Below are 24,608 nucleotides of genomic sequence, written 5' to 3' on the forward strand. Positions count from 1 at the left end.
CCATCATTAATGTTTGGCAATTGCCTGAGCGGCAATATAGGCCCCTGTCCAGGCATTTTGAAAGTTAAAGCCGCCGGTAATGGCATCCACATTTAACACTTCCCCGGCAAAATAGAGTCCGGGTAAAATTTTACTTTCATAGGTTTTAAAATTTATTTCCTTTAAGTGCACCCCACCGGCAGTAACAAATTCCTCCTTAAACGTACTTTTTCCATCTACCCTGAATACCGACCCCGTTAATTGCTTTGCTAAGTTTTGTAGTTGTATTTTGGAGATATCGGCCCATTTATCGGTGTCCGAAATTTGCGCTGCCCTAACCATACTGCCCCACAACCGTTTTGGTATGTCAAAAGCTTTGGTGCGCAGTATGGTTTTCTTGCCTTCAACCTCCTTGATTTGTTGAAGTTGTCTCTGTAGGCCTTCCTCATGATAGGCAGGTAGCCAGTTTATTTGAATTGAAAACTTATAATTCAAATCATTCAATATCCGTGCCCCCCAGGCAGATAACCTTAGGATGCCCGGACCGCTCATTCCCCAATGTGTAATTAATAGAGGGCCTTCGGATTCCAGATCGGAGGGCTGGATGGAATATTTTTTTAAGGCCGACTTAAATTTGCTGTTGTTGACCTGGGAAGGAATTATTTTGATATTGGCATTGGTGCTAACACCTTGTATTCCAGTTATTCTTTCATCCTTAATATTAAAAGTGAAAAGTGAGGGAACAGGGGGAATTATTGTATGCCCCATTTGTTTTAAAAGATCCCAAATTTTGGGATTGCTGCCCGTGGCAACCAATATTTTTTTGGCTTGGTAGGTGTTGCGAATTGTTTTGATTTCCCAGGGGTAATTCCCTTTTTCCACATTTTCGTACTGCGATGTTATCCCCACAATGGAACTGTTCTTAAGGACTTTGATTCCCAAACGGTCGGTTTCTTTAAGAAAACAATCTATAATGGTTTGGGAAGAATTGGAGGAGGGGAACATTCTTCCATCGGCTTCAATGTTCAATGCCACACCCCTTTTTTCAAAAAAAGACATGGTATCTCCAGTGCAATAAGTGTGAAATGGCCCCACCAATTCCCTTTCTCCCCTGGGATAATTCTTGGTAAGTTCTTTGGGGTCAAATTCGGCATGGGTAACGTTACATCGCCCTCCCCCGGATACTTTTACCTTGGTCAGTACCTCTTTGCCGCGTTCCAAAATGGCTACCCTTAACTTGGGATTGCGTTCCATTATATGAATGGCACCATAGAAACCTGCGGCACCACCTCCTAACACAATAACATCGAACATTAATTGATGCGTTCTGGATAATTGGTGATTATGCCATCCACTCCCAATCTCTCTACAGCTTCAATTTCTTCTGGTTCATTTACCGTCCAGGGATAAATTTTGAATCCGGCCTTTTTAATTTCATTGACGTTCTCCAAAGTGAGGTCCTCAAAATACGGATTAATGGCCGCGGCGTGCAATTCTTGGGCAATATCCAAGGCTTTTAATGGATCACCGCTTATAAGGATGGCAATGGGGACTTCCGCATTCAGAGCACGCATGGTCTTAAGTTCCTCCCATTTGAAGCTGGAGATTATAAATTTATCCATGGACCAACCCTTTTCCTTTATGTAGTAGTTTATTATAAAGTTTACCCTATCGGCTGTATTGGACCCTTTGAGCTCAATATTTAACTGAACTTTTTTGTCTATTACATTTAGAACCTCCTGTAAAGTTGGTATTTTATGGTTGCCTATCAAAGTTAATTTCTGTAGGTCTTCAAAATTATAATCTTCGATATTCCCAATACTATCAGTAAGTCTTTCCACATCCTTATCGTGGAAGACTACTGTTTCACCGCTTTTTATTTTAAATACATCAATTTCAATCATGTCAACACCCAGATCTATTGCTTTTTGAATGGATGCCAAGGTGTTTTCCGTTTCATGCCCCATGGCACCTCTGTGGCCAATAACCAAGGGTTTATTCATATTGTCACAACTTATAATTAATAGAAACAAGAAAAAAGAGCCAACTAATGATGATGTTTTCATAATGCAATGCTATAAATTTAATTTAAACTTAAAATTAAGGATTCCAAGGGTTGTATATCTATTCTTATATGGCCAATTTCGTTTTCTACATGTAAGGATAACTCCTTTTTCTTGAACAATTGGTCTTTTACAGGGTAGATAATATTTTGTAGCCCCCATTCCCTGATGACTTCCCTTGGCAGCTTTAGATCAAATCCAAAAGCCTGGCCACTATCAAAATTAGCAATAATTATGAGTTTTTCGTTCTTAGACCATCTAACAAAGGATAAAACCCGATGATTATAATATTCTGTATGATCTTTGTTATAAAAATGAATATCCTTGTATTTTCCCATTAAAGCGCTACTGTTAATGGTGAAATTGAGCAAGTTCCTGTAAAATGTCCTTAACTCTTTTTCATTTGGGGATAATTGGCCTCCGTCATATTTCTTATTGTTAACCCAGCGTTGAAAATGGGGAACCCCAACATAATCGAAGATGGAGGTTCTACCTGGAGATCCAAATCCAGGACTTTCACTGGCTGGTTCACCTACTTCCTGCCCAAAGTAGATCATGGTGGGTGAGGTACTTATAGTAGCGGTAACCACCATGCCAGGCTTGGCTTTTTCGGCATTACCCAAAAATTCCGGAGAGGCAATACGCAGCTCGTCATGATTCTCCAGAAAGTGAAGCATTTGATGTTCAATATCCATGAGTCCGTTTTGGACTACAGGTATATGGTCTGTCCACCCATGGCCCTGCATGATATGTTTTAAGGAGTCATAGAACTCAACCTTGTCATAGAGGTAGTCCATTTTCCCTTTAAAGATATACTCCCTGTAAAGGTTGGGGTTGTAGACCTCTGCCATTAAAAACGTCTCAGGATTTTTCATTTTTATGGACGAATTCATAAAGCTCCAGAATTCTACGGGAACCATTTCGGCCATATCATAACGAAACCCGTCCACTCCCTGATCTAACCAAAAGAGGGCAATATCCCTAAATTTTATCCAGGAATCGGGAACGGCTTGATTTTTCCAGAATTCAAAATGTTCGGAAAAATGTTTATGGCCAAAATCTTCTGGCAAGGTTGCAAAATCCCTGTGTCCGTCCGGACTAATTCCATAATTAATTTTTACGGTCTCATACCAATCATTAAAATCGGGTTTGGACAAACGGGATCCATTTCCAGTCCATTTTGCGGGGGATTCAACAAATTTACCATCGGCCATGTTAGTTTTTTCCCCTCCCAAGGGTAAGTAGCCATCCCGCCAATCCGGGACAGAGAAAGATTCCCCGGGATTGTAATAAAAATTGTTGTCCTTGGCATAGACTACAGTGGTGTCGTCGTTGATTCCAAAATCCACCACCCCTTTCGGATTGTTTTTACCTTCATATTTTCGGGCAATATGGTTGGGAACGATATCAATGATAACCCTTAGACCTGCTTTGTGACTCCTGTCCAACAGCTCCTTGAACTCCAAATTTCTGTGGTTGGGGTCATTGGCCAAATCTGGGCTAACACTGTAATAATCCTTTACGGCATATGGCGAACCCGCCCTGCCCTTAACTATATCCGGGTCGTCATTGGAAATGTTGTAAGCGGTATAATCCCTTATGAGGGCGTGATGGGGAATACCCGTATACCAAATATGGCTTACCCCCAGATCCTTTATTTCTTTTAGGGCCTTTTCCGTAAAGTCGCTAAATTTGCCCACACCATTTTCCTCTATGGTCCCCCAAGGCTTATTGGTGGTATTGGTATTTCCGAACAATCTGGTAAATACTTGGTAAACTACTGTTTTTCGAATTTCAGTGGTCTCTTTCATTTGGTGCTTTCTTTTCGGAACAAAAGGCCTAACTATGTATTGCTTGGCTTTACGGTGCAATAATGGTACTTGTTTTTGGATTTAGAGTCTATTTTTTCAAAATTTTTATTTTGGGCGTAACATTTGGCTAACTTTTAGGGTTTTTAAATTAATGAACCAACTCTTTCATCTTCCAATTGTTTTGGGTTTGCTGTTATTAGTGAATATTTAGTTGATCTGGAAATGGGTTTTCTTGCCAGCGGTTAAAACCACTCGTTTTCCGTTTACCCGAATAGACATTTCATCCGTGCCTTCCAGGTCAAATGTGGTTTCGTTTTCGGTAACCTTAACCTTTAGAATTCTATTTCTGAAATTAACCTTGAAGGAGTAGGATTTCCATTGTTTTGGTATTCTTGGGGTAAAGGATAGTTTGTCTTCCAATATCCGCATACCCCCAAAACCTTCCACTATGCTCATCCAGGTACCGGCCATGGAAGTAATGTGCAATCCTTCCTTTACTTCCTTATTATAATCGTCCAAATCCAATCGGGAAGTACGGAGATAAAAAGCATAGGCCTGGTCCATTCTGTTCAGTTTGGCCGCCTGAATACTGTGTACGCATGGGGATAAGGAAGATTCATGGACGGTATAGGGTTCGTAAAAATCGAAATGCCTTTCCAATTCTTCTGTAGTAAAATGGTCTTCAAAGAAATAAAACCCTTGAAGGGTATCTGCCTGTTTAATGTAGGGCGACCTTAAGATCCTGTCCCAACTCCATTTTTGGTTTATGGGACGTTCTTTGGGGTTTAATTCCTTGACAGGGATCAGTTCCTTGTCCAAAAAGCCATCTTGTTGTAAATAAATACCCAATTTTTCATCAAAGGGGAAGTACATTTTTTTGGCCACCTTGGCCCAGGCCTTCGTCTCATTTTCCGAAAGTTTGGTTACCCCTATAATTCTATGATAATCATCCGGATAGCCGTCCTTGACTTTTTGCAGCTCCTGAAGTGTATAGTTAATGCACCATTTGGCAATATAGTTGGTGTAAAAGTTATTGTTTACATTGTTTTCATATTCATTGGGACCAGTGACCCCTAAAATTACATATTGGTTCTTTTGGGTAGAAAATGTGGCTCTTTGATGCCAAAAGCGGGCAATCCCGATTAAAACCTCCAATCCCATTTCCGGGATATAGGTATAATCGCTTGTAAATCGGTAATAATTGTAGATGGCAAAGGCAATAGCGCCATTGCGATGAATTTCCTCAAAGGTTATTTCCCATTCGTTATGACACTCTTCCCCATTCATGGTTACCATGGGATATAGGGCGGCACCATTTACAAAACCTAATTTTCGGGCATTTTCAATGGCCTTTTCCAAATGGTTGTACCTATAGGTCAAGAGGTTCCTTGCCACTTTTTTATTCTTGGTGGCCATATAAAAGGGAATACAGTAGGCCTCGGTATCCCAATAGGTACTACCGCCGTATTTTTCCCCTGTGAACCCCTTGGGGCCAATATTGAGCCTGGAATCTTTGCCCAAGTAAGTTTGGTTTAAATGAAAAATATTGAAGCGAATTCCCTGTTGTGCCTTAACATCCCCTTCAATGGTAATATCGCTCATTTCCCATATTTTGGACCATGATTTTTTTTGTAGCTCCAACAGAGGCTCAAAGCCTATTTCGGTTACCTTTTGCAAAACCTTTTTGGCAGCCGATTTCAGTTCGTTGGCCTTATGGTTTGTAGACACCGTATATCCGCCAAATTTGATGAGTGAAAGGATGTCCCCTTTTTTAATGTCCTTTTTAAAATGATGTACTACGCTAGTATCGGATAAAGCATCCAAAGGTTTTTCAATGACCAATGTATTATTATGGTACAATTTGGATTCCATAAAAGTACAGGTAGCAAAGTTGGTCTTCATGGTATGTGCCTCGATAAAGGCTTGGAAACCATTTGTTGTGACCTCTGTGGTGTTCCAAAATTGGTCGTCCCAATTGGTGTCCTCATTGGTGATGCCACTATCAAGATAGGGATGAAAGGCAACGGAGCAATCCTGGTTAATGGACTTGATTTCATATTTTATGGCACCTACTTCATCATAATCCAAACTTAGGAAGCGGATAATCCTTACCTCAATTTCGGCGTCATTTTGTAGTGTAGCAATAAAACTCCTGGAATACCAACCTTCCTGCATATTTAATTCCCTGCGAAAGCTCTGTATGTTTTTACAGGTATTCAGATCCAAATTTACCCCGTTAATGAGAACATTGATCCCAATCCAGTTAGGGGCGTTCAATACCTTGGCAAAATATTCTGGATAACCGTTCTTCCACCAGCCCACACGTGTTTTGTCCGGGTAATATACCCCTCCAATATAACTTCCTTGAAAAGTGGGGCCGGTATATTTTTCCTCAAAATTGGCGCGTTGGCCCATGGCACCATTTCCCAGGCTGAATAAACTTTCCGAGGATTTTACTCTTTCCCTTTCAAATCCTTCTTCTATGATAGACCAGTTATCCGGCTTTATATAATCTTGGTTCATTTGCTAGTGTTTCTAGGTTATCGCAATGGGGTTTTGATGATAAATATCAGATTCCAAATGGAAAGATAGATGCCAATTTAAATAATTATTATCAATGTTCGCCAAGGAGTTTATCCTATTAAGCGTTTTAGGAATTTATCATCGATTTCCGTGAAATTTGCAAAAACAAATTTTGCCTCTGAAAGCACTTTTTTTTCCCCGATCCCAATGCTCAACATTCCCGCATTGTTGGCGGCCTCTATACCGGCCACAGCATCTTCAAACACTACACATTCCTTGGGTCGTACGCCCATCTGCTCGGCGGCCAACAAAAATACTTCGGGATCTGGCTTGGCTTTGGTTACCTGGGTACCGTCCACAATGACTTTAAAATAATCCGTTAAGTTTACTTTTTCCAAAATTGGACGGGCATTTTTACTGGCAGAGCCCAATGCCATTGGTATGTGGTACTTTCTTAGAAACTGCAGTACTTTTTGGACATCTGGTAAGATTTCCGATTCGTCCATTTTTTCTATAAGGGACAAATAATCCTCATTCTTCTCTATCAACCATCGGTTGAACTGTTCTTGGGATGCCTTTATGTTCCCAATTTCCAATAGGATTTCCAGGCATCTTTTGCGACTTACCCCTTTAAATTGTTCATTTTGCCCTTGGGTAAATTCAAAACCCAATTCGTTGGCCAATTTTCTCCAAGCTAGGTAATGATATTTGGCAGTATCCACAATAACACCATCCAAATCAAATATAAATCCGGTTTTCTTCATAGGTTTAAGATATTAATTAAAATTTGGCCAATCTTTAAAACGGGGAATTTATTGTTGGAAAAGCACCTTTGTAGGTAGTAGTATTGGGAAGAAGGAAATCTTATGCAATGGCTCAAGTTTGTCCCTGAGATAAAGTGGATCAACTCCTAATTAAAAGTGGATCCGCGCTCTATCAAGGTGGGTTCCAAAACCCTTGTTACATAGGTTTCCTCCTCCATATGATTTTCTACCTTTTCAATTAGTATTTCTGCCGCTATTTCTCCCATCTGTTCACCGTGTTGGGCAATAGCAGTTAAGCCAGGAGAGGCGTATTTGGATAGAAGTCCGTCTGTAAAACCAATAAAGGAAATATCCTCAGGAATTTTCAGACCTTTTCCCTGTACGTAGCGCATACTGTGAATGGCAAATATTTCGTTTACACTCAACACAGCGTCTACTTTTTCCCTTGCAAAGAAATCCTCAATAAGCTGTTCATTGATTTCCATGGAAGGGAATTTTAATATCAGATTTTCGTTGTATTCCATTCCATTGTCCAATAAGGCATCCCTGTAGCCTGTAGCCCTTTCCCTGCTTACACTTATATATTCCTCCGTGGTAATCAGGGCTATTCTTTTTCTACCGTCTTTTATGAATTTGGTTACTGCATTATAAGCGCCCTTTCTGTCATTGATAATTACCTTGTCGCATTTTATATCTTCGGCAACACGATCAAATAAAACCAAGGGTATGCCCTGTTCCGTAACTTCCTTTAAATGGTTGTAGTCGTTCTTCAATTGAGTGCCCGAGGAAATGGCCATAATAAACCCGTCTATACTCCCATTGGCAAGCAATTCCATATTTATGACCTCCCGGTCGAAAGATTCGTCCGAGACACAGACAATAACATTATAGCCTTTGGCATTGGCGTAATTTTCAATTCCCCGGAAAACTGTGGTGAAAAAATGATGTACGATGTCGGGAATTATCACCCCAATATTCTTAGTGCGCTTATTTTTTAAACTGATTGCAATATTGTTTGGCTTGTAATTGTAAAGTTTAGCAAAAGCCTGGACCTTCTCTTTGGTGTCCGATCCAATTTCCTCGCTATTTTTTAATGCTTTGGAAACCGTAGAAATGGAAACCCCTAATTCCCTTGCAATGTGTTTGAGGGTGATTTTTCTTTTCAAAGGTGAATATTTTTTCAAGTGAATATACTACTAAAAATATAAAAGCAATTGTACTGTTTAGGCACAAATTGGATTATTAAATGACAGGCTGTAAAAATAGTATATTCAAGTTAGGAGTGAAATCTATTTTCAAGAATTGTTTAAAAAGTATATATTTTTATCAAAATACCATCAAAACAAAAAAATGATGTATTTTCGTACAAACGAATTGGGTTGGACAGTGTAAAAAATGCCGAAACCGATACTCGACCGTTTAACGCCATCTTATAATTAACGTAAATTAACGAAAACGTTTTAGTTGCATTTTAGGCGTTAAATATGGAGATATGTCAATAAATAGGTATTTTATTATTTACATTCGCATATATATTGGAATATTTTAAGAAATATTAAACTTAAATATCTTTTTTCAACTCAATTACAACTAACAAATTTTAACTCAATTAAAACTAACGATGTATGAAGCTTAAATTACTTAAAAGCTTTTTGCTATTTGGAACATTTTTGTGTTTTGGATTAGCTTCAGCTCAAGAAGTATCAGGTACGGTATCTGATGCTAGTGGCCCCTTACCGGGAGCCAGTGTAGTGGTCAAGGGAACAACCAATGGCGCACAAACGGATTTTGATGGGATTTTCACCATTAGTGATGTGGATGCGGGTTCCATCCTTGTTTTTAGCTATATCGGCTATAAAACACAGGAGGTGGTGGTAGGTAACCAGACCACTATTGATATTATGATGGAAGAGGATGCCCAGGCATTGGCCGAAGTAGTTATCATTGGTTATGGTACCACTACTGTAAAGGACGCCACCGGTGCGGTTTCGGCCGTAACTTCCGAGGACTTTAACGGAGGGGTTATTTCTTCTCCCGAACAATTGATCCAGGGTAAAACCGCTGGGGTTCAAATTTCCCAAGGAAGTGGTGAACCAGGTTCTGGTGTTGCCATTAGGATAAGGGGTACTTCTTCGGTAAGATCCAATAATGATCCCTTATTTGTGGTAGATGGCGTTCCCCTTCCTTCTGGAGGTAGTTCTTCTGAAGGTACGGATATAGGGGTAGGATCTAGTTCTGCTAGGAATCCACTTAGCTTTTTGAATCCAAATGATATTGAAAGTATGAGTATCTTAAAGGATGCGTCATCAACCGCCATTTATGGTTCCAGAGGTGCCAATGGGGTGGTTATTATTACTACCAAGAGTGGTAAAGGCGGGGCACAGGGAGGTACTTGGGAGTTTTCTTCCGATCTAAGTTTTTCATCACCGGCCAATGATTTTGATTTGTTGAACAGGAGCGAATTCCTGTCCGCTGTTTCTGCCTTTGGTGGTAGTGCAACGGATTTAGGGAATGATACGGATTGGCAATCATTGGTAACCAGAAACTCATCCTCGACCAATAACAACCTAGCCTACTCCCAAAATTATGGATCGGGCAACGTAAGGGCCACGTTTAATTATGGCAAACAATTTGGGATTGTACCAAAATCTTCTCAGGAAAGGGTCACAGGTAGAATTAATCTTTCCCAAAGAGTATTTGACGATAAATTGAGGTTGGATTTGCAGACTACTCTTTCAAGAGTAAATGATGAGGCGCCGCCATTAAGTGGTAGTGCTGGATCTACAGGGGATATGTTGGGTGCCGCTTATTCCGCCAATCCTACCTGGCCAGCCAATAGTACGTTTAATCCTGGGGATAGGATCAACCCATTAAACTTGTTGGAGAACTGGCAAAGTTTAACCTATACCGATCGTTTTCTGGTCAATTTTTCGGCCTCATATGATATTGTACAAGACTTAACGGCCAAGGTTACTGTAGGTTACGATAAATCCAATTCTACCCGTGAAGCGGAATTGGGCAGTAAATCCTTTAATGTGGGCCGTGGTGCCGGCGGTAATGGTAGAGGTACCTTAAATGACCTCGATTTGGAGAATCGATTGTTGGAACTTACCTTGACATACAAAAAAGAGTTCGATAATTCGGTATTGGATGTTTTGGGAGGTTTCTCATATCAGGATTTCAATACCAAAGGAAGAAATGTGGAAGGTTGGGGTTATTCCACAACCAATTTAAACTCTATGGCCAGGAATTTAACCGATGCCGCGAGCAAGATCGAATCCATGATTACAGGCTCATACCAGCAGTATGGTTACTCATCCGGGGGAGATGCCGATCTATTTGTGAACAGACTTTTTTCAGATCCAGAACCGGATACTGAATTGTTGGGAGAAGTAAGTATTCCTGTGAAATCAATTTTCACCAATACTTTTGACAATACGGATGAGTTACAATCCTTTTTTGCCAGGGCCAATTACAGTATAGCAAATAAATATTTGTTCACTGCAACGGTAAGGGCCGACGGTTCATCGCGTTTTGGTGAAAATAACCGATATGGTATTTTTCCCTCTGCTGCTTTTGCTTGGAAGATCAATGAAGAAGATTTTATGGGAGATGCTATGTCTACCTTAAAACTTAGGTTGAGCTATGGTATTACCGGAAACCAGGATGGACTGGGGTATGGAAGGTTCGCGAGAAGGGAACGATATTCCACAGCCATAAATGGGGATCCCAATATTAGTGATGGTGGAGACGTTAACGTACCTGGAATTACAACCGTGGAATTTGCCAACCCAGATTTAAAATGGGAGGAAACTACCCAATATAATGTAGGTTTGGATTTTGGGTTTGCCAATGATCGTTTTAGCGGTTCGGTAGATGTGTATCGTAAGGAAACTAGGGATTTACTCCTTAATATTGAGGCAGCACAGCCTTCTCCGCAACCCACCTTTTTCCAAAATTTGGATGCCATTGTGTTGAACCAGGGGGCTGAGTTCTCCTTGAATTATGATATTCTGCAAGGAGAGGATTTTGACTGGACCGCTGGTTTTAACGTGGCCTACAATAAAAATGAAATTACCGATTTTGATGGGGAGATTGCAGCGGGGACCATTCGGGGTGCCGGTCTGTCCAACGCTTTTGCCCAACGCCTTGCCTCTGGACAACCTTTGTATTCCTTTTATTTGAGGGAGTTTACCGGTTTCGATGCCAGTGGAAATCCTGTGCACGATGGTGGTGTGGATAATCAACAGTTTGTAGGTAAGAGTGCCCTACCGGATTTTACGGGTGGTTTCTCTACCTCTGCCAGTTACAGAAACTGGTCTGCCTCTATGTATTTCAATGGGCAATTTGGTAACTATATCTACAATAATACCGCCAACGCCTTTTTTACGGGAGGTGCTATTGGAAGTGGTAATAATGTAACACAGAATGTGGTGGACTTGGCAGGACAGGAAGGTAGATTTGCCGAAGCTTCGGTGTCTACCAGATTTTTGGAAAAAGGAGATTTTGTAAGATTGCAAACGGCATCCATTTCCTATAATGTTCCTTTAAAAGAAGGCTTGTTCAAGTCAATGAGACTTAGTCTTACAGGCCAGAACCTTTTTGTGATTACGGATTATTCCGGTCTTGATCCGGAGGTAAGTGTGGCGCCGGCCAGTGCTGCCCTATTAAATGGTCTGCCTATAGCGGGTATCGATTATAGCGCCTTTCCAAGACCAAGAACATACACATTAGGATTTAACGTAACTTTTTAATCATAGCATTATGAACATTCAAAAATATATGAAACCCGTTTTCGGCTCCGTATTTGTACTGGTAGGTCTTGTTGCCTGTACCAATCTGGAGATAGAAGAAACGGATTCGATAATTAGTAAGGCAACCGGTGGCGGTTTTACACCAGTGGCCAATCCGGCCTCCTCTCTTAGTGACCTTTATAACAAAGTGGGGGGCGATTTTGCATCTCAGGAAAACATGTACGCAATGTCCGAAGTTACTACGGATGAGCTGTTGATACCCACACGTGGAACCGACTGGGGCGATAATGGGATCTGGAGACAGTTGCATACCCATACTTGGACCCCTGCGCATTTGTTTATTAAAAATGCCTGGAACAATTTAAATCAGAATGTATTTAGGGCTTCGGAGATTATAGAGAGTAATCCGGATGCCGCAGTAATGGCAGAAGCCAAATATCTAAGGGCCTTCAATATGTTTTTTTTAATGGACTTTTTTGGATCCGTTCCCTTTAGGGAAGTGGATGAAGGCCCTGAAGTTAATCCAAAGGTATTGACCAGGAGTGAGGCTTTTAGCTTTGTGGAGTCAGATTTATTGGCAGCATTGCCGGGCTTGCCCGATGGTAGCCCAGGTACTGCCAATACGGGAACTGCTACAAAGGCGGCGGCGAATTTTCTTATGGCCAAATTATATTTAAACTCCCATATCTATAATGGTAGTGCAGTTGATAATGCCAATATGCAAAAGGTAATAGATGCTGTTGACGATATAGCGGATTTGGGCTTTGGGATAGAGACGGGGTATTTTCAAATATTCGAATCCTCTGATGATATTGAGACTATTTTCTATTTGAACAGTGATATTGGGGGGAGGATTTGGAATAGTCTGCATTACAACATGAACTCACCCGATAATACAGGTGGTGGTTGGAACGGGTTTTCTACCTTGGCCGAATTCTATGACTCTTTTGAAGGTGATCCCAATAGCAATTATGTGGGCGATGGCCAGGAAGAAAGAAGAGGTTGGGTACCGGATGCTTCCAATGCCGATAATATTAATTTAGGTCTTGGGTATGGCTTTTTAATCAATCAACAGTACAATGAAGACGGTACTAAATTGAAAAATAGGCAAGGAGGCGATCTAATATTGAAAAAAGAGTTGACCTCTTTGGTAGGAAATGGCGAAGCTGACGGTGTCAGAATTCTTAAATACCACCCAAATGACGGGGGAGAAATTAACTCCTTTAGAAAGCACCAAATTCTTTTTAGATATTCCGACGCCCACTTGATGAAGGCCGAGGCCATGATGCGTATGGGGGAGGATGTTACTTCAATGGTCAATGAATTGCGTCAAGCTAGGACCAATACCCCTGATTTGCCCAGTGTTACGGAGGACGTACTACTGGCCGAGCGCGGAAGGGAGCTTTATATAGAATTTTGGAGAAGGAACGATTTGGTTCGATTTGATAAATTTACGGCTCCTTGGGGCTTAAAGGAGGTAAGTGGGGATCCCAATATGAATCTTTTCCCAATACCGGAAACCGCACTGCTTTCCAATCCTAATTTGGTACAGAACCCGGGATATTAAAAATTTAGTTTAGGTTTTTTTATAAAAGAGGGCTGTTCAAGTGAACAGCCCTCTTTTTATGTGGTAAAGGTTTCAGCCCTATTGTTATGATAATTATTTGGCAAAATAAATATAAATCCCAACAACTATAATACAAATGGCAATCCCAATATGGTTTACATATTTATAAGGTTCAATGGAAACCTGTTGGGTGTATTCCAATTCAAAGGCTTCTTTTCTAGGATACAACTTTCCAATTAGAAGCATGATGGCTGCATTGGTTACAAACAGAATTGCCATGATGTGCAAAAAGTGTGGATACGCATCGGCTTCTATTAATTTCAAGGCGGCAGGGTCCGTAATGCCAGAGGCCTTGGCCGATTCCAAGGCACTTTCTACGAACTGGCCCTTGAGAACAAACTGACTTAGAATGTATAACAATGATCCGGAAAAGATGCCAATTTTAGCAGCAATGGCTGGGACCCTCTTGGTTAAATACCCCACTACAATAATGGTGAAAATTGGAATACTGTATATGCCGTTTATCTCCTGCAGGTAATTGAACAAACTTCCGGCATTGGCTATCATTGGAGCAATGAACATGGCAGCCAAAGCCAAACAAATGCCAAAAATCTTTCCGTATTTAACCACTATTTTTTCAGAGGCCTCCTTATTTATGTGCTGTTTGTATATGTCAATTCCGAACAAGGTAACCGAACTGTTGAGCACACTGTTAAAGGAACTTAAAATAGCCCCGAACAATACAGCTGCAAAAAACCCGACCAAAGGTTTTGGCAACACGGCACGGACCAATTCTGGATAGGCAAGGTCACTTGAAGCCAAACCGCCGTCAAAATAATAATAGGCGATCATTCCTGGCAATACTAAAATTAAGGGTCCCAGAATCTTAAGAAAAGAGGCCAATAATAATCCCTTCTGGCCCTCGGCCAAATTTTTGGCCCCCAAGGCCCTTTGTATAATTTGTTGGTTGGTGCCCCAATAAAAAAGTTGTACCAACATCATCCCAGTGAAAATGGTTGAAAATGGTACTTCCTGTCCCGCTTCACCGGTAGAGTCAAATCGTGCGGCATCCGATGTAATTAAATTGTCAAGACCTGTAAACATATTGCCGTCCCCAATGGCCATCAATCCAAAAATAGGTATTAGGATTCCACCAATGATTAGGCCAACAGCATTAATACTGTCAGAAACGGCCACCGCCTTTAAACCTCCAAAAACCGCATATATGGAACCTATGATTCCTATCCCCCAAATACAAATTACCAAGGCCGAAGTTTCGGATACGCCCAAAAGTTCGGGAACATTGAACATACCACTGATGGCCACCGATCCTGAATATAAAATAACGGGTAAAAGTACTACCACATAGCCAGTTAAAAACAGGCCGGAAGTGATGGTCTTGGTAGTTACATCAAATCTTTTTGCCAAAAATTGGGGAATGGTGGTAAGCCCCCCCTTTAAATATCTTGGCAATAGAAAAACCGCCGTAACTACCATGGCAATTGCTGCCAATGTCTCCCAGGCCATTACCGATAGGCCATCGGTATAGGCACTGCCGTTAAGACCTACTATTTGTTCCGTGGAAAGATTTGTTAAAAGTAAAGAACCAGCGATTACTCCAGCGGTGAGACTTCGACCACCCAAAAAGTAGCCGTCGGAGGAACTTTCATCAGTTTTTCGGGTAGCCAAATAGGCAATTAGGGCCACTAATAGGGTAAAGCCTACGAAAGAAAGAATTCCTAACATTTTATGATTGTATTTAATAGATTGTGGGGCTAAATATATTGGATTATTTATAATATCTGGCATGTATATTTACTTTATCACAAAAAACACCTAGGGTGTGTATCAAAATTCTATCGGCAAAGAGCAAAAAAATATCAATTATTAACAGTGCCTACACCTGTAATTTATTGAACTTTAGTTATCTTGTCCTTGAATATCAAAGGGTGGTTTTTTCCTTCGGATACCAGCTTCCATTGCGATTTTTAATCATGGGAATGGAGGTTCAAAAAAGCCTTGTGCAGTTTGGAACATACCTTTCTTGGCAGGCTGGAAAAAATATCGGTAAATGGTTTGAAATTAAAAACAGTAAAAGGGCTTAAATTCATTTAATGGATTTTAAGACTGTCTCAAAATAATCACAAAGATATATGGGGAAATTTATGATAAGGGGTAACCTTATTTTATTGGGAGTGTTATTGTTGGGGTCTTGTTCTCCCAAAAAGGAAATGGATAAAGAAGGCAAATTTAATGAGGATACCTTATTCACCTTATTGGCCTCCGAAAAAACAGGAATCGACTTTGTTAACGAGGTAGTAAACCAGAAAAACTTTAATATTTTTAAGTATAGAAATTTTTACAATGGCGGCGGAGTGGCGATTGGCGACATTAATAACGATGGTCTGCCCGATATATACCTTACCGGGAACATGGTTCCCAATAAGCTTTATTTGAACAAAGGAGGTCTCCAATTTGAGGATATTTCCGAAAAAGCAGGTGTGCAAGGTAATAAACCTTGGTCTACAGGGGTAACTATGGTGGATATTAATAACGACGGATTATTGGACCTTTATGTTAGCAATGCGGGTAACATGGAGGGAAATAACCATGATAATGACCTCTATATCAATAATGGCGATCTTACTTTTACAGAAAAGGCAGCCGAATATAATTTGGCTAAGACCGGATTTTCTACCCATGCCACGTTTTTTGACTATGATAAGGACGGGGATCTGGATGCTTATATCCTGAATAACAGTAATGTGCCCGTAAGTAGTCTGGGTTATGCGGAACAACGTGAGGTAAGGGCCCAGGATTGGGCAGGGGTTCCGGATATCTTTAAAGGCGTAGGTGATATGCTTCTTAGAAATGACAACGGCAGTTTCGTGGATGTAAGTGAAAAGGCCGGTATTTATGGAAGTTTAATTGGCTTTGGACTGGGGGTAATGGTCAGTGATATTAATGGGGATCTATATCCGGATATCTACGTTTCAAATGATTTTTACGAAAGGGATTACCTCTACATAAATCAAAAAGATGGCACCTTTAAGGAGGAAATTGAACAATGGACCTCCCATCTTAGTTTGTCGGCAATGGGTATAGACATGGCCGATATAAACAATGACGGATATGCGGATATCTTTATTACGGACATGCTGCCGGAAGGGGACCAAAGGGTGAAATCGGTTATGGAGTTTGAAGGCTACAACGTCTTTAAATTAAAACAGAGCAAGGATTTTTACCAACAGTATATTCAAAATACCTTGCAGTTGAATAATGGAAACAATTCGTTTTCCGAAGTGGCTTATTACAGTGGGGTGGCCAAGACCGATTGGAGTTGGGCCGGACTCTTGTTCGATATGGATAATGATGGTCTAAAGGATATTTACATAACCAATGGTATAAACCACGATTTGACAGACTTGGATTTTGTTGACTTTTTTGCCAATGAAATTATCCAGGAAATGGCACTCACAGGAGAGAAACAATCCATAGATTCCATTATAGCTAAAATGCCCATTGCTCCCCAGCCTAATTACGCTTATAGGAACAATGGAGACATTACCTTTTCCAATGAAACCAAAAATTGGGGACTGGAATTGCCCAGTATGTCCAATGGTGCGGCATATGGTGATTTGGATAATGATGGTGATCTGGATATTGTGGTCAACAATGTTAATATGGAGGCCTTTGTATATGAGAACCACAGCGAAAAAAAATCAGGGAACAATTATCTTAAATTAAAGTTTGAGGGTAAGGATGGGAATAAATTTGCCATTGGAGCTACCGTGAAGCTTTACTTTGACAAGCAGGTAATAGTACAGGAATTAATGCCTTCCAGAGGGTTTCAATCCTCGGTGGATTATATAATGACCATAGGCCTTGGCAAGAATAACACCATTGATTCCCTACAGGTGGTTTGGCCCGACGACCGTACGCAAAAATTCAGCGATATTAAAACCAATCAGTTCCTGACCCTTAAAAATTCCGAGGCACAGGAACTATTTGTTCCGAATAATAAAAGCATTGCCAACCCACTTTTTAAAGAATTGAGCAATTCCAAGCTTTTAGTGCACAAAGAGAATAATTACAATGATTTTGATTACGAAGGGCTGATCTCCAAAATGCTATCCCAAGAAGGACCGGCTTTGGCAGTGGCCGACGTAAATGCTGATGGTAATGAGGATATTTTTATAGGGGGCGGAGCCAATCAGGCCGGGGTACTCTATCTACATAATGGCAATGGAAGATTAACTACTGCCCTTCAAAAGGCCTTTGAAAAGGATATGGCACTTGAGGATACAGCGGCAGCCTTTTTGGATGTAGACGGTGATGGTGATATGGACCTTATGGTAGGTAATGGGGGAAATCAGGTGGGTGATGAGAAACTCTATAGGGCAAGACTCTATATTAATAATGGTCAAGGAAGGTTTGAAGCTTCCTCTGAAATTTTGCCCAGTACCTTTAAGAATATTGCCGTAATTACACCCCACGATTTTGATAATGATGGGGATATGGACGTATTTATTGGGTCTAGGAGTGTTGTAGGAAACTATGGCTTGGATCCTGACCATTTATTCCTGGTTAATAACGGAAATGGTACTTTTACGGACGCTACCGAACGTCTAGCTTACGATACCAAACAGGCAGGTATGGTTACGGATGCTATTTGGGTAGATATGGATGGTGACCAGAAGAAAGATTTAATAACCGTAGCCGATTGGGGAAGACCGGTAATCTATAAGAACTCCGGTAAGAGAATGTCCAAGATGAATACTGTATTGGATAGTTTAACCGGATGGTGGAATGTGGTGAGTGCAGAAGACCTGGACAATGATGGGGATTATGATTTGATTTTGGGAAATCAGGGGAGCAATGTACCCTATTCCTGTTCCAGGAAAAATCCAATGAAGTTATGGGTCAATGATTTTGATAATAATGGGACCATTGAACAAATTACCACTCGCAATTTTGAGGGCAAGGATTACCCCATTCATCAAAAAAAGGAGTTGACGACCCAAATGGTGGCCTTGAAAAAACAAAACCTCAAAGCTTCGGAATATGCGAAAAGAACGATAGGGGAATTGTTTTCTGGCGAAACTTTCAATAAATCCATAGTAAAGGAAGGTACCATACAGGAATCGGTAATAGCAATAAATGAAGGGGGAGGGGAATTTACCATCAAAAAATTACCGGGACGAGTACAATTGTCCTGTGTTTGTGGAATCACCTGCACAGATGTTAATGGTGATGGCTATGTAGACCTTATTATGGGCGGTAATAATTTTGAATTCAAGCCTCAATATTCTCGCCTGGATGCCAATTTTGGGAGTGTACTTTTGGGAAATGAAAAATTGGATTTTAAATGGCAAACGTACGATGAAAGCGGGTTTTTAATAAAAGAGGAAGTGAAGCATATTGAACAGTTTCAGGATAGCCATGGCAAACGGTTCATAATTGCCGCCATTAATGATAACAAACCAAAAGTTTTTGCGCTGGATGAGTAGATGTAATTTATATGTTTTCGTCGCCGTAGTCCTCTTGGGTTGTGGATCAAAGGAGGGTGAAATTTTTAGGAATCCATCGCCCAGTGAAACGGGGATCCACTTTCAGAATACCGTTACCGAAACCGATGACCTGAATATTCTGGACTATCTGTATTTCTACAATGGAGGTGGAGTGGCTATTGGGGATATCAATGGGGACGAATTGCCCGATATTTTTCTTTCCGGAAACCAAGTTGAGAATAAATTATACCTTAACGAGGGCAACCTAAAATTTAGGGAGATTACGGATACTGCCGGTATTGCTGGGGAAAGTACCTGGAATACCGGAGCAATCATGGGCGATATAAATGGGGACGGTTTTATGGATATTTACGTCTGTGCGGTAGTGGGGATTAATGGCTTTAATGGACATAATGAGCTTTATATAAATAATGGGGATACTACTTTTACGGAAAGCTCCGCCGAATTTGGATTGGATTTTGATACGTATAGTAGTTCCGCGGCCTTGTTGGATTATGATTTGGACGGGGATTTGGATATGTACCTACTCAATCATGCCGTACATACCCAGGAATCTTACGGAAAGGCCGAAGTAAGGAAAAAGAGAAATACACAGTCTGGGGACAGGCTACTGCGGAATGATGGAGGTGTTTTTGTAGATGTTAGCGAAGAAGCAGGTATTTACGGTGGCGCCAATGGATATGGACTGGGCATTGCCATAGCCGATTTTAATCAGGATGGATATCCGGATATCTATGTTGGGAACGATTTTCATGAGGATGATTATTATTACACGAACAATGGCGACGGTACATTTTCAGAACAATTGCGCAGTTTTTTTGGACATACCACCAAATTTTCCATGGGCAATGACGTAGCAGATATTAACCACGATGGTTGGCCAGATATCATTTCTTTGGACATGCTTCCTGAAGATGAAAAGGTACTGAAGTCTTCCGAAGGCGATGATCTCACCCAAACCCAAATATTGCGGGTAGCCCGTTTTGGGTACCATTATCAGTATTCCAGGAACATGTTGTTTGTAAACCAGCATGACGCACCTTATTCCGAAACAGCGATACAAAGCGGAATTGCGGCTACAGATTGGAGTTGGAGTGCACTTTTCGGCGATTATGACCAAGATGGGGAACAGGATATCTTTATTTCCAATGGTATACCCAAAAGACCCAACGATCTGGATTTTATAAAATTCGCTTCGGACGAACAAATAAAAAATAAGCTCAACAATACCAAACTTGTGGACCAGCAGGCCATAGATATGATGCCTTCCGGAGTAACGCATAATTATGTTTTTAAAGGCGGGGAGGATATGAAGTATAAGGATATGTCCGGTATTTGGGCAGTCAAGGATACCCTAATTTCAGGCGCAACGGCCATGGCCGATTTGGACAATGATGGGGATCTGGATCTGGTAACCAATACGCTTAATACTGCAGTGGCACTGTACATCAACAAAACGGATACCAAGGCCAATTATTTAAAGCTTAGGTTTAATTATACAGCGCAGAACAAATTTGGTATAGGCACCAAAGCTTTTGCCTATGTAAATGGGAAATTGCAGTACAAGGAACTCTATACCGTTCGGGGATTCCAGGCCTCTTCCGAACCTATAATCCATTTCGGTTTTGGGGAGGAGATTAGAATAGATTCCCTAAAAATAATTTGGCCAAATAGAACCTTTCAAGTCTTAAAAGAAGTGGCCACCAATCAGACCTTGGTTATTTCCCCAGAAAACACAAAACCCTTCAATTATAGTTCCCTTAAGCCTTCTTCCAAGAAGATGTTCAATAAGCTTGATGATAACTTGGGAATAAATTTCACTCATGTGGAAGATAATTATCTGGATATCAACAGGCAAAAATTGATTCCCTATCAAATCTCAGATCGTGGTCCGGCATTGGCCATTGGAGACTTAAATAACGATGGGAAAAAAGATATTTTCTTTGGTGGGTCCAAATACATTCCCTCCAGAATATATTTACAAGGCGATACTACCTATTTGGAAAAAAGAATAGCGACTATTGCCAACGATTCCATAAAGGAGGATGTCACTGCAGTAATAGCCGACCTGGACAATGATGGGATGGCCGATCTTGCCATAGGAACCGGAGGCGGGGATTTTTATGACGAAATGCCTCCTTTGGCAGATAGTTATTACATTCAAACCACTACAGGTTTTGAGCCTGGTATGTTGCCCCGATATTTTGAAAATGCAGCCATAATACGGGAAGGTGATTTTGACAATGACGGGGATTTGGATTTGTTTATTGGCAATAATGCCATAACCAATGATTTTGGTAATATCCCCAATTCCTTTTTGTTAAGGAATGACAAAGGTAGGTTCACCGCGGTAGAAAATAAGGAACTGCAAAAGGTAGGGATGGTCACCGATGCCGTCTGGACCGATTTTGACAATGACGGGGTCTTGGATTTAATAGTAGTTGGGGAATGGATGTCTCCAAAATTCTTTAAGAACAACAAAGGACAATTAATGGAAGTTTCACTTTTGGACCGAACTTATAATGGACTCTGGGAATGTATAATACCCTTTGATATCGATAAGGACGGAGACTTGGATTATTTACTGGGGAATTGGGGGAACAATACCAAATTTAAGGCTTCGGATAAATATCCAATGAAAATGTTCTATTCGGATTTTGACCAGAATGGAAGTACAGAAACTATCGTAGCTACTGAAAAAAACGGCAAATATTATCCCTTGGAAGGATTGGACGAATTATCGGCCCAAATGGTTGGCTTACGAAAGAAATTTTTGACCTATAAATCCTTTGCAGGAACATCTATAGAAAATATACTAGACAAAAATTCCCTTGCCAATTGTGACGTTCTGGAAGTAAATACGCTAGAATCCGGATATTTAGAGAATAATGGAGGGAAATATTCATTTGTTCCCTTCAAATCGGAATTACAGCTTGCACCAATAAAGGCCTTTATAGAGTATGATTTTGATAAAGATGGGAATACGGAAATTCTGGCAGCTGGGAACTATTTTGGGATCAAGCCATATCACGGGAGGTTGGATTCTTTCTCCGGAGCCTTGATAAAGGATAAAAATAATGTAATTTTGGGTAATAAATTGGGCCTTGAATTGGAACTTAAATCCGTTAGACATTTGAATACGATAGATTTAAACGGTAAAACCTACCTCCTGGTTACTTTTAATAATGATAAGGCCCAGGTGTATGAATTTGGGGAATAAAAATTTAAATTGGTCTATCCCTTTTTATGTGGGCCTTGGATTAATAGCAATCTATGTATTATATGGACAAAAAAGTTAAAATGAAACTATTTTTAAGATTATTTCTATTATTTGCAGTTGTCATATCGTGTAACGAAAAAGAGGAGCCAATAGTTATTACATCCCAAGATCTCCATGGGTCTATCCATAAGGTTACGGAGGTTATGATCCACGATATTTTTTCACCCCCGGTAGCTAGTAGAATTTTCGCCTACCCCAATATAGCGGCCTATGAAATTGTGGCCCTTAACAATAGTGATTATAAATCATTGGTAGGGCAGGTAACCGATTTGACCCCCATACCGCTCCCAGCGGAGGATAAGCCTATCAATTATCAAATGGCGGCCCTAATTGCACATATGGAAATTAGCAAGCGTTTAATATTTTCCGAGGATAAGATGGAGGTACATAGAGATAGTTTGTATGCAAATTGGCAAGATAAAAACATGGCAATGTTTAAGAACTCGGAGGAATATGGTTTGGCCGTGGCAAAGCATATTGGGGATTGGTTGGACAAGGATAATTACAAGCAGACCAGAACCATGCCCAAGTTTACCATTAATACCGACGATGATTCACGTTGGCAGCCCACCCCGCCTGCATATATGGATGGTATAGAGCCTCATTGGAGTAAAATAAGGCCCTTTGTTATCGACTCGGCCAATCAATTTGTGCCCGCTCCACCTCCGGTATTTTCCATGGATAAAGAATCTGATTTTTACAGGGAAGTAAAGGAGGTGTATGATATTAGTCAAGAGATTACCGCCAAGGGGGATAGTTCGGAAGAGATAGCCATTGCAAAATTTTGGGATTGTAATCCCTATGTCTCAGTGACCAGGGGCCATTTAATGTTCGCAACCAAAAAGATTACCCCAGGGGCCCACTGGATCGGGATTACCAAAATTGCTTGTGAGAAAACAAACTCGGATTTTGACAAAACAGTATTTGCCTATACCAAAACTTCAATGGCCATAGCAGATGCCTTTATAAGCTGTTGGGACGAAAAATATCGCTCTAATTTAATACGTCCGGAAACCGTGATAAATCAGTATATAGATGAAAACTGGGCACCAGTGTTGCAAACACCACCATTTCCCGAGTACACCAGTGGACATTCTGTGGTCTCAGGAGCGGCAGCTACTGCCTTGACAAGTATTTTTGGGGATAATTTTGCGTTTGACGACGATACCGAAATACCCTATGGCCTCCCTATAAGAAGTTTTACCTCCTTTAACCAGGCTGCAGATGAAGCCGCCATAAGTAGAATGTACGGAGGTATTCATTATAGGGCAGCAGTGGAAGTAGGAGTAGGACAAGGTAGGGATTTGGGCAAATTTATTGTAAATAAACTGGAAATGACCGGGAACAAAGCATTGGTGTCCAAGTAGTTTTTTCGACTCGGTTCACAGCAATTTTTTGCAGGTTTAAAAAATTACAATTAGTGAGAAACAAAATTGTTTATTTCGCAGCTTTCCTTCTTCTGGGGCCATTGCTCTGGTATCTGTTTGTAAAGCCTTATGACTATTCGGTATCCATTATATCCAAGACCTTTCCCGGTACCATTAATCAGAGTATAAAATTATGGGGCAAGACCAATAAAAATACTGTGCTATTACAGGAGCAGGATTTTTTGAATATTGACCAGCAATTAAAGTTCAATGATTCTATATTTCAATATCAATGGAAAATAACTCCACTTAATGATTCTATCACAAAGTTAAAGGTATTTATAAAGGATGTAGATCATAGTGTGGCGAATAGAATTAAAATTCCGTTTTTCGATACGGGTTTTGAAAAAAGGACCAAAAGTACCATTTTGGACTTCAACAATATGCTAAAGGAGCATTTGGAAAGATTTAAGGTTACCGTTTTGGATTCTGTACAACATCTTCCCGATACCTATTGTGCCTATATCCCAATAAAGGTTTCACAGTTGGGAAAAGCAAAGGGAATGATGCAAAATTATCCCATTTTAAGTACTGTGCTCGTAGATAATAATGTGGAATTAAATGGTAGGCCATTTTTGGAAATTACCAACTGGAATAGAAAGGTAGACAGCGTTTCCTATAATTTTTGTTATCCAATTATCAAAAGTGATAGCCTACCGCAAAATGATTTAATAAAATATAAGAAATTTGAGGGAGTAAGGGGGCTAAAAGCTACTTATAACGGAAATTATATTACCTCTGACCGTGCATGGTACGCCTTATTGGACTACGCCAAAAGGAAAGGAATGGAGGTGTGGGAAAGACCTGTTGAAGTATTTTTTAGCAATCCAAATTTTGGGGGAAACGAACTGGACTGGATAGCCGAAATTTATATGCCCCTCAAAGAATAAAAGGAAATAAGGATGAGCA

At 40.5% G+C, this 24,608-nt stretch carries 13 protein-coding genes; 6 read left to right on the top strand and 7 right to left on the bottom strand.

Annotation, left to right across the window (positions count from 1 at the left end; translation table 11 throughout):
* Positions 1-6 precede the first annotated feature (6 nt).
* From C7972_RS02485 to C7972_RS02510, 6 genes are all read right to left on the bottom strand, one after another.
* Positions 7-1,293, bottom strand: coding sequence for an NAD(P)/FAD-dependent oxidoreductase (locus tag C7972_RS02485; protein ID WP_110354610.1), 1,287 nt, complete (start codon positions 1,291-1,293; stop codon positions 7-9).
* A complete protein-coding gene (locus C7972_RS02490; RefSeq protein WP_258364752.1) occupies positions 1,293-1,982 on the bottom strand; it encodes a glycerophosphodiester phosphodiesterase family protein in 690 nt (229 codons plus the stop codon). Before C7972_RS02490 ends, C7972_RS02485 begins: the two co-directional genes overlap by 1 nt.
* Before the next feature lie 80 nt (positions 1,983-2,062).
* Positions 2,063-3,853 carry an alpha-amylase family protein gene (locus tag C7972_RS02495; protein WP_110354612.1) on the bottom strand — a complete coding sequence of 597 codons (1,791 nt, stop codon included), beginning with the start codon at positions 3,851-3,853 and terminating at the stop codon, positions 2,063-2,065.
* A 207-nt stretch (positions 3,854-4,060) separates the two neighbouring features.
* Positions 4,061-6,376: a glycoside hydrolase family 65 protein gene (locus C7972_RS02500; RefSeq protein WP_110354613.1), complete on the bottom strand. Its 2,316-nt coding sequence runs from the start codon at positions 6,374-6,376 to the stop codon at positions 4,061-4,063.
* Between the two features lie 110 nt (positions 6,377-6,486).
* Positions 6,487-7,140 (bottom strand): beta-phosphoglucomutase, encoded by a 654-nt coding sequence (gene pgmB, locus C7972_RS02505; RefSeq protein WP_110354614.1) that lies wholly within the window; start codon positions 7,138-7,140, stop codon positions 6,487-6,489.
* 146 nt (positions 7,141-7,286) lie between these two features.
* Positions 7,287-8,306: a LacI family DNA-binding transcriptional regulator gene (locus C7972_RS02510; protein WP_110354803.1), complete on the bottom strand. Its 1,020-nt coding sequence runs from the start codon at positions 8,304-8,306 to the stop codon at positions 7,287-7,289.
* A gap of 459 nt (positions 8,307-8,765) precedes the next feature.
* Between C7972_RS02510 and C7972_RS02515 the strand changes: the two genes are divergently transcribed.
* Together C7972_RS02515 and C7972_RS02520 are read left to right on the top strand one after the other, a co-directional pair.
* On the top strand, positions 8,766-11,894 hold the full coding sequence (locus C7972_RS02515; RefSeq protein ID WP_110354615.1) for a TonB-dependent receptor: 3,129 nt from the start codon (positions 8,766-8,768) through the stop codon (positions 11,892-11,894).
* Between the two features lie 10 nt (positions 11,895-11,904).
* Positions 11,905-13,461, top strand: a complete 1,557-nt coding sequence (locus C7972_RS02520) for a RagB/SusD family nutrient uptake outer membrane protein (RefSeq protein WP_110354616.1) — start codon at positions 11,905-11,907, stop codon at positions 13,459-13,461.
* Positions 13,462-13,554: 93 nt separating this feature from the next.
* On the opposite strand, the gene C7972_RS02525 is transcribed toward C7972_RS02520, so the two are convergent.
* On the bottom strand, positions 13,555-15,207 hold the full coding sequence (locus C7972_RS02525) for a solute:sodium symporter family transporter (RefSeq protein WP_110354804.1): 1,653 nt from the start codon (positions 15,205-15,207) through the stop codon (positions 13,555-13,557).
* Positions 15,208-15,614: 407 nt separating this feature from the next.
* Here C7972_RS02525 and C7972_RS02535 point away from each other — a divergent pair, with 407 nt between their 5' ends.
* The 4 genes from C7972_RS02535 (at position 15,615) to C7972_RS02550 (ending at position 24,589) form a co-directional block, all read left to right on the top strand.
* Complete coding sequence (locus C7972_RS02535) at positions 15,615-18,971, top strand: VCBS repeat-containing protein (protein ID WP_110354618.1); 3,357 nt, start codon at positions 15,615-15,617, stop codon at positions 18,969-18,971.
* A complete protein-coding gene (locus tag C7972_RS02540; protein ID WP_110354619.1) occupies positions 18,964-22,212 on the top strand; it encodes a VCBS repeat-containing protein in 3,249 nt (1,082 codons plus the stop codon). The genes C7972_RS02535 and C7972_RS02540 overlap by 8 nt, the downstream gene beginning before the upstream one ends.
* 80 nt (positions 22,213-22,292) lie before the next feature.
* Positions 22,293-23,639 carry a vanadium-dependent haloperoxidase gene (locus tag C7972_RS02545; RefSeq protein WP_110354805.1) on the top strand — a complete coding sequence of 449 codons (1,347 nt, stop codon included), beginning with the start codon at positions 22,293-22,295 and terminating at the stop codon, positions 23,637-23,639.
* 53 nt (positions 23,640-23,692) lie between these two features.
* Positions 23,693-24,589, top strand: coding sequence for an AraC family transcriptional regulator (locus C7972_RS02550; RefSeq protein WP_110354620.1), 897 nt, complete (start codon positions 23,693-23,695; stop codon positions 24,587-24,589).
* Positions 24,590-24,608: the final 19 nt, after the last annotated feature.

Source organism: Arenibacter sp. ARW7G5Y1, from assembly GCF_003201775.1.
In the GTDB taxonomy this organism is placed as follows: domain Bacteria; phylum Bacteroidota; class Bacteroidia; order Flavobacteriales; family Flavobacteriaceae; genus Arenibacter.

Bases quoted from the DNA above. Each gene is read 5' to 3' on its own strand.
- C7972_RS02485 (WP_110354610.1), bottom strand. From the start codon at position 1,293: ATGTTCGATGTTATTGTGTTAGGAGGTGGTGCCGCAGGTTTCTATGGT.
- C7972_RS02490 (WP_258364752.1), bottom strand. From the start codon at position 1,982: ATGAATAAACCCTTGGTTATTGGCCACAGAGGTGCCATGGGGCATGAA.
- C7972_RS02495 (WP_110354612.1), bottom strand. From the start codon at position 3,853: ATGAAAGAGACCACTGAAATTCGAAAAACAGTAGTTTACCAAGTATTT.
- C7972_RS02500 (WP_110354613.1), bottom strand. From the start codon at position 6,376: ATGAACCAAGATTATATAAAGCCGGATAACTGGTCTATCATAGAAGAA.
- pgmB (WP_110354614.1), bottom strand. From the start codon at position 7,140: ATGAAGAAAACCGGATTTATATTTGATTTGGATGGTGTTATTGTGGAT.
- C7972_RS02515 (WP_110354615.1), top strand. From the start codon at position 8,766: ATGAAGCTTAAATTACTTAAAAGCTTTTTGCTATTTGGAACATTTTTG.
- C7972_RS02520 (WP_110354616.1), top strand. From the start codon at position 11,905: ATGAACATTCAAAAATATATGAAACCCGTTTTCGGCTCCGTATTTGTA.
- C7972_RS02525 (WP_110354804.1), bottom strand. From the start codon at position 15,207: ATGTTAGGAATTCTTTCTTTCGTAGGCTTTACCCTATTAGTGGCCCTA.
- C7972_RS02535 (WP_110354618.1), top strand. From the start codon at position 15,615: ATGGGGAAATTTATGATAAGGGGTAACCTTATTTTATTGGGAGTGTTA.
- C7972_RS02540 (WP_110354619.1), top strand. From the start codon at position 18,964: ATGAGTAGATGTAATTTATATGTTTTCGTCGCCGTAGTCCTCTTGGGT.
- C7972_RS02545 (WP_110354805.1), top strand. From the start codon at position 22,293: ATGAAACTATTTTTAAGATTATTTCTATTATTTGCAGTTGTCATATCG.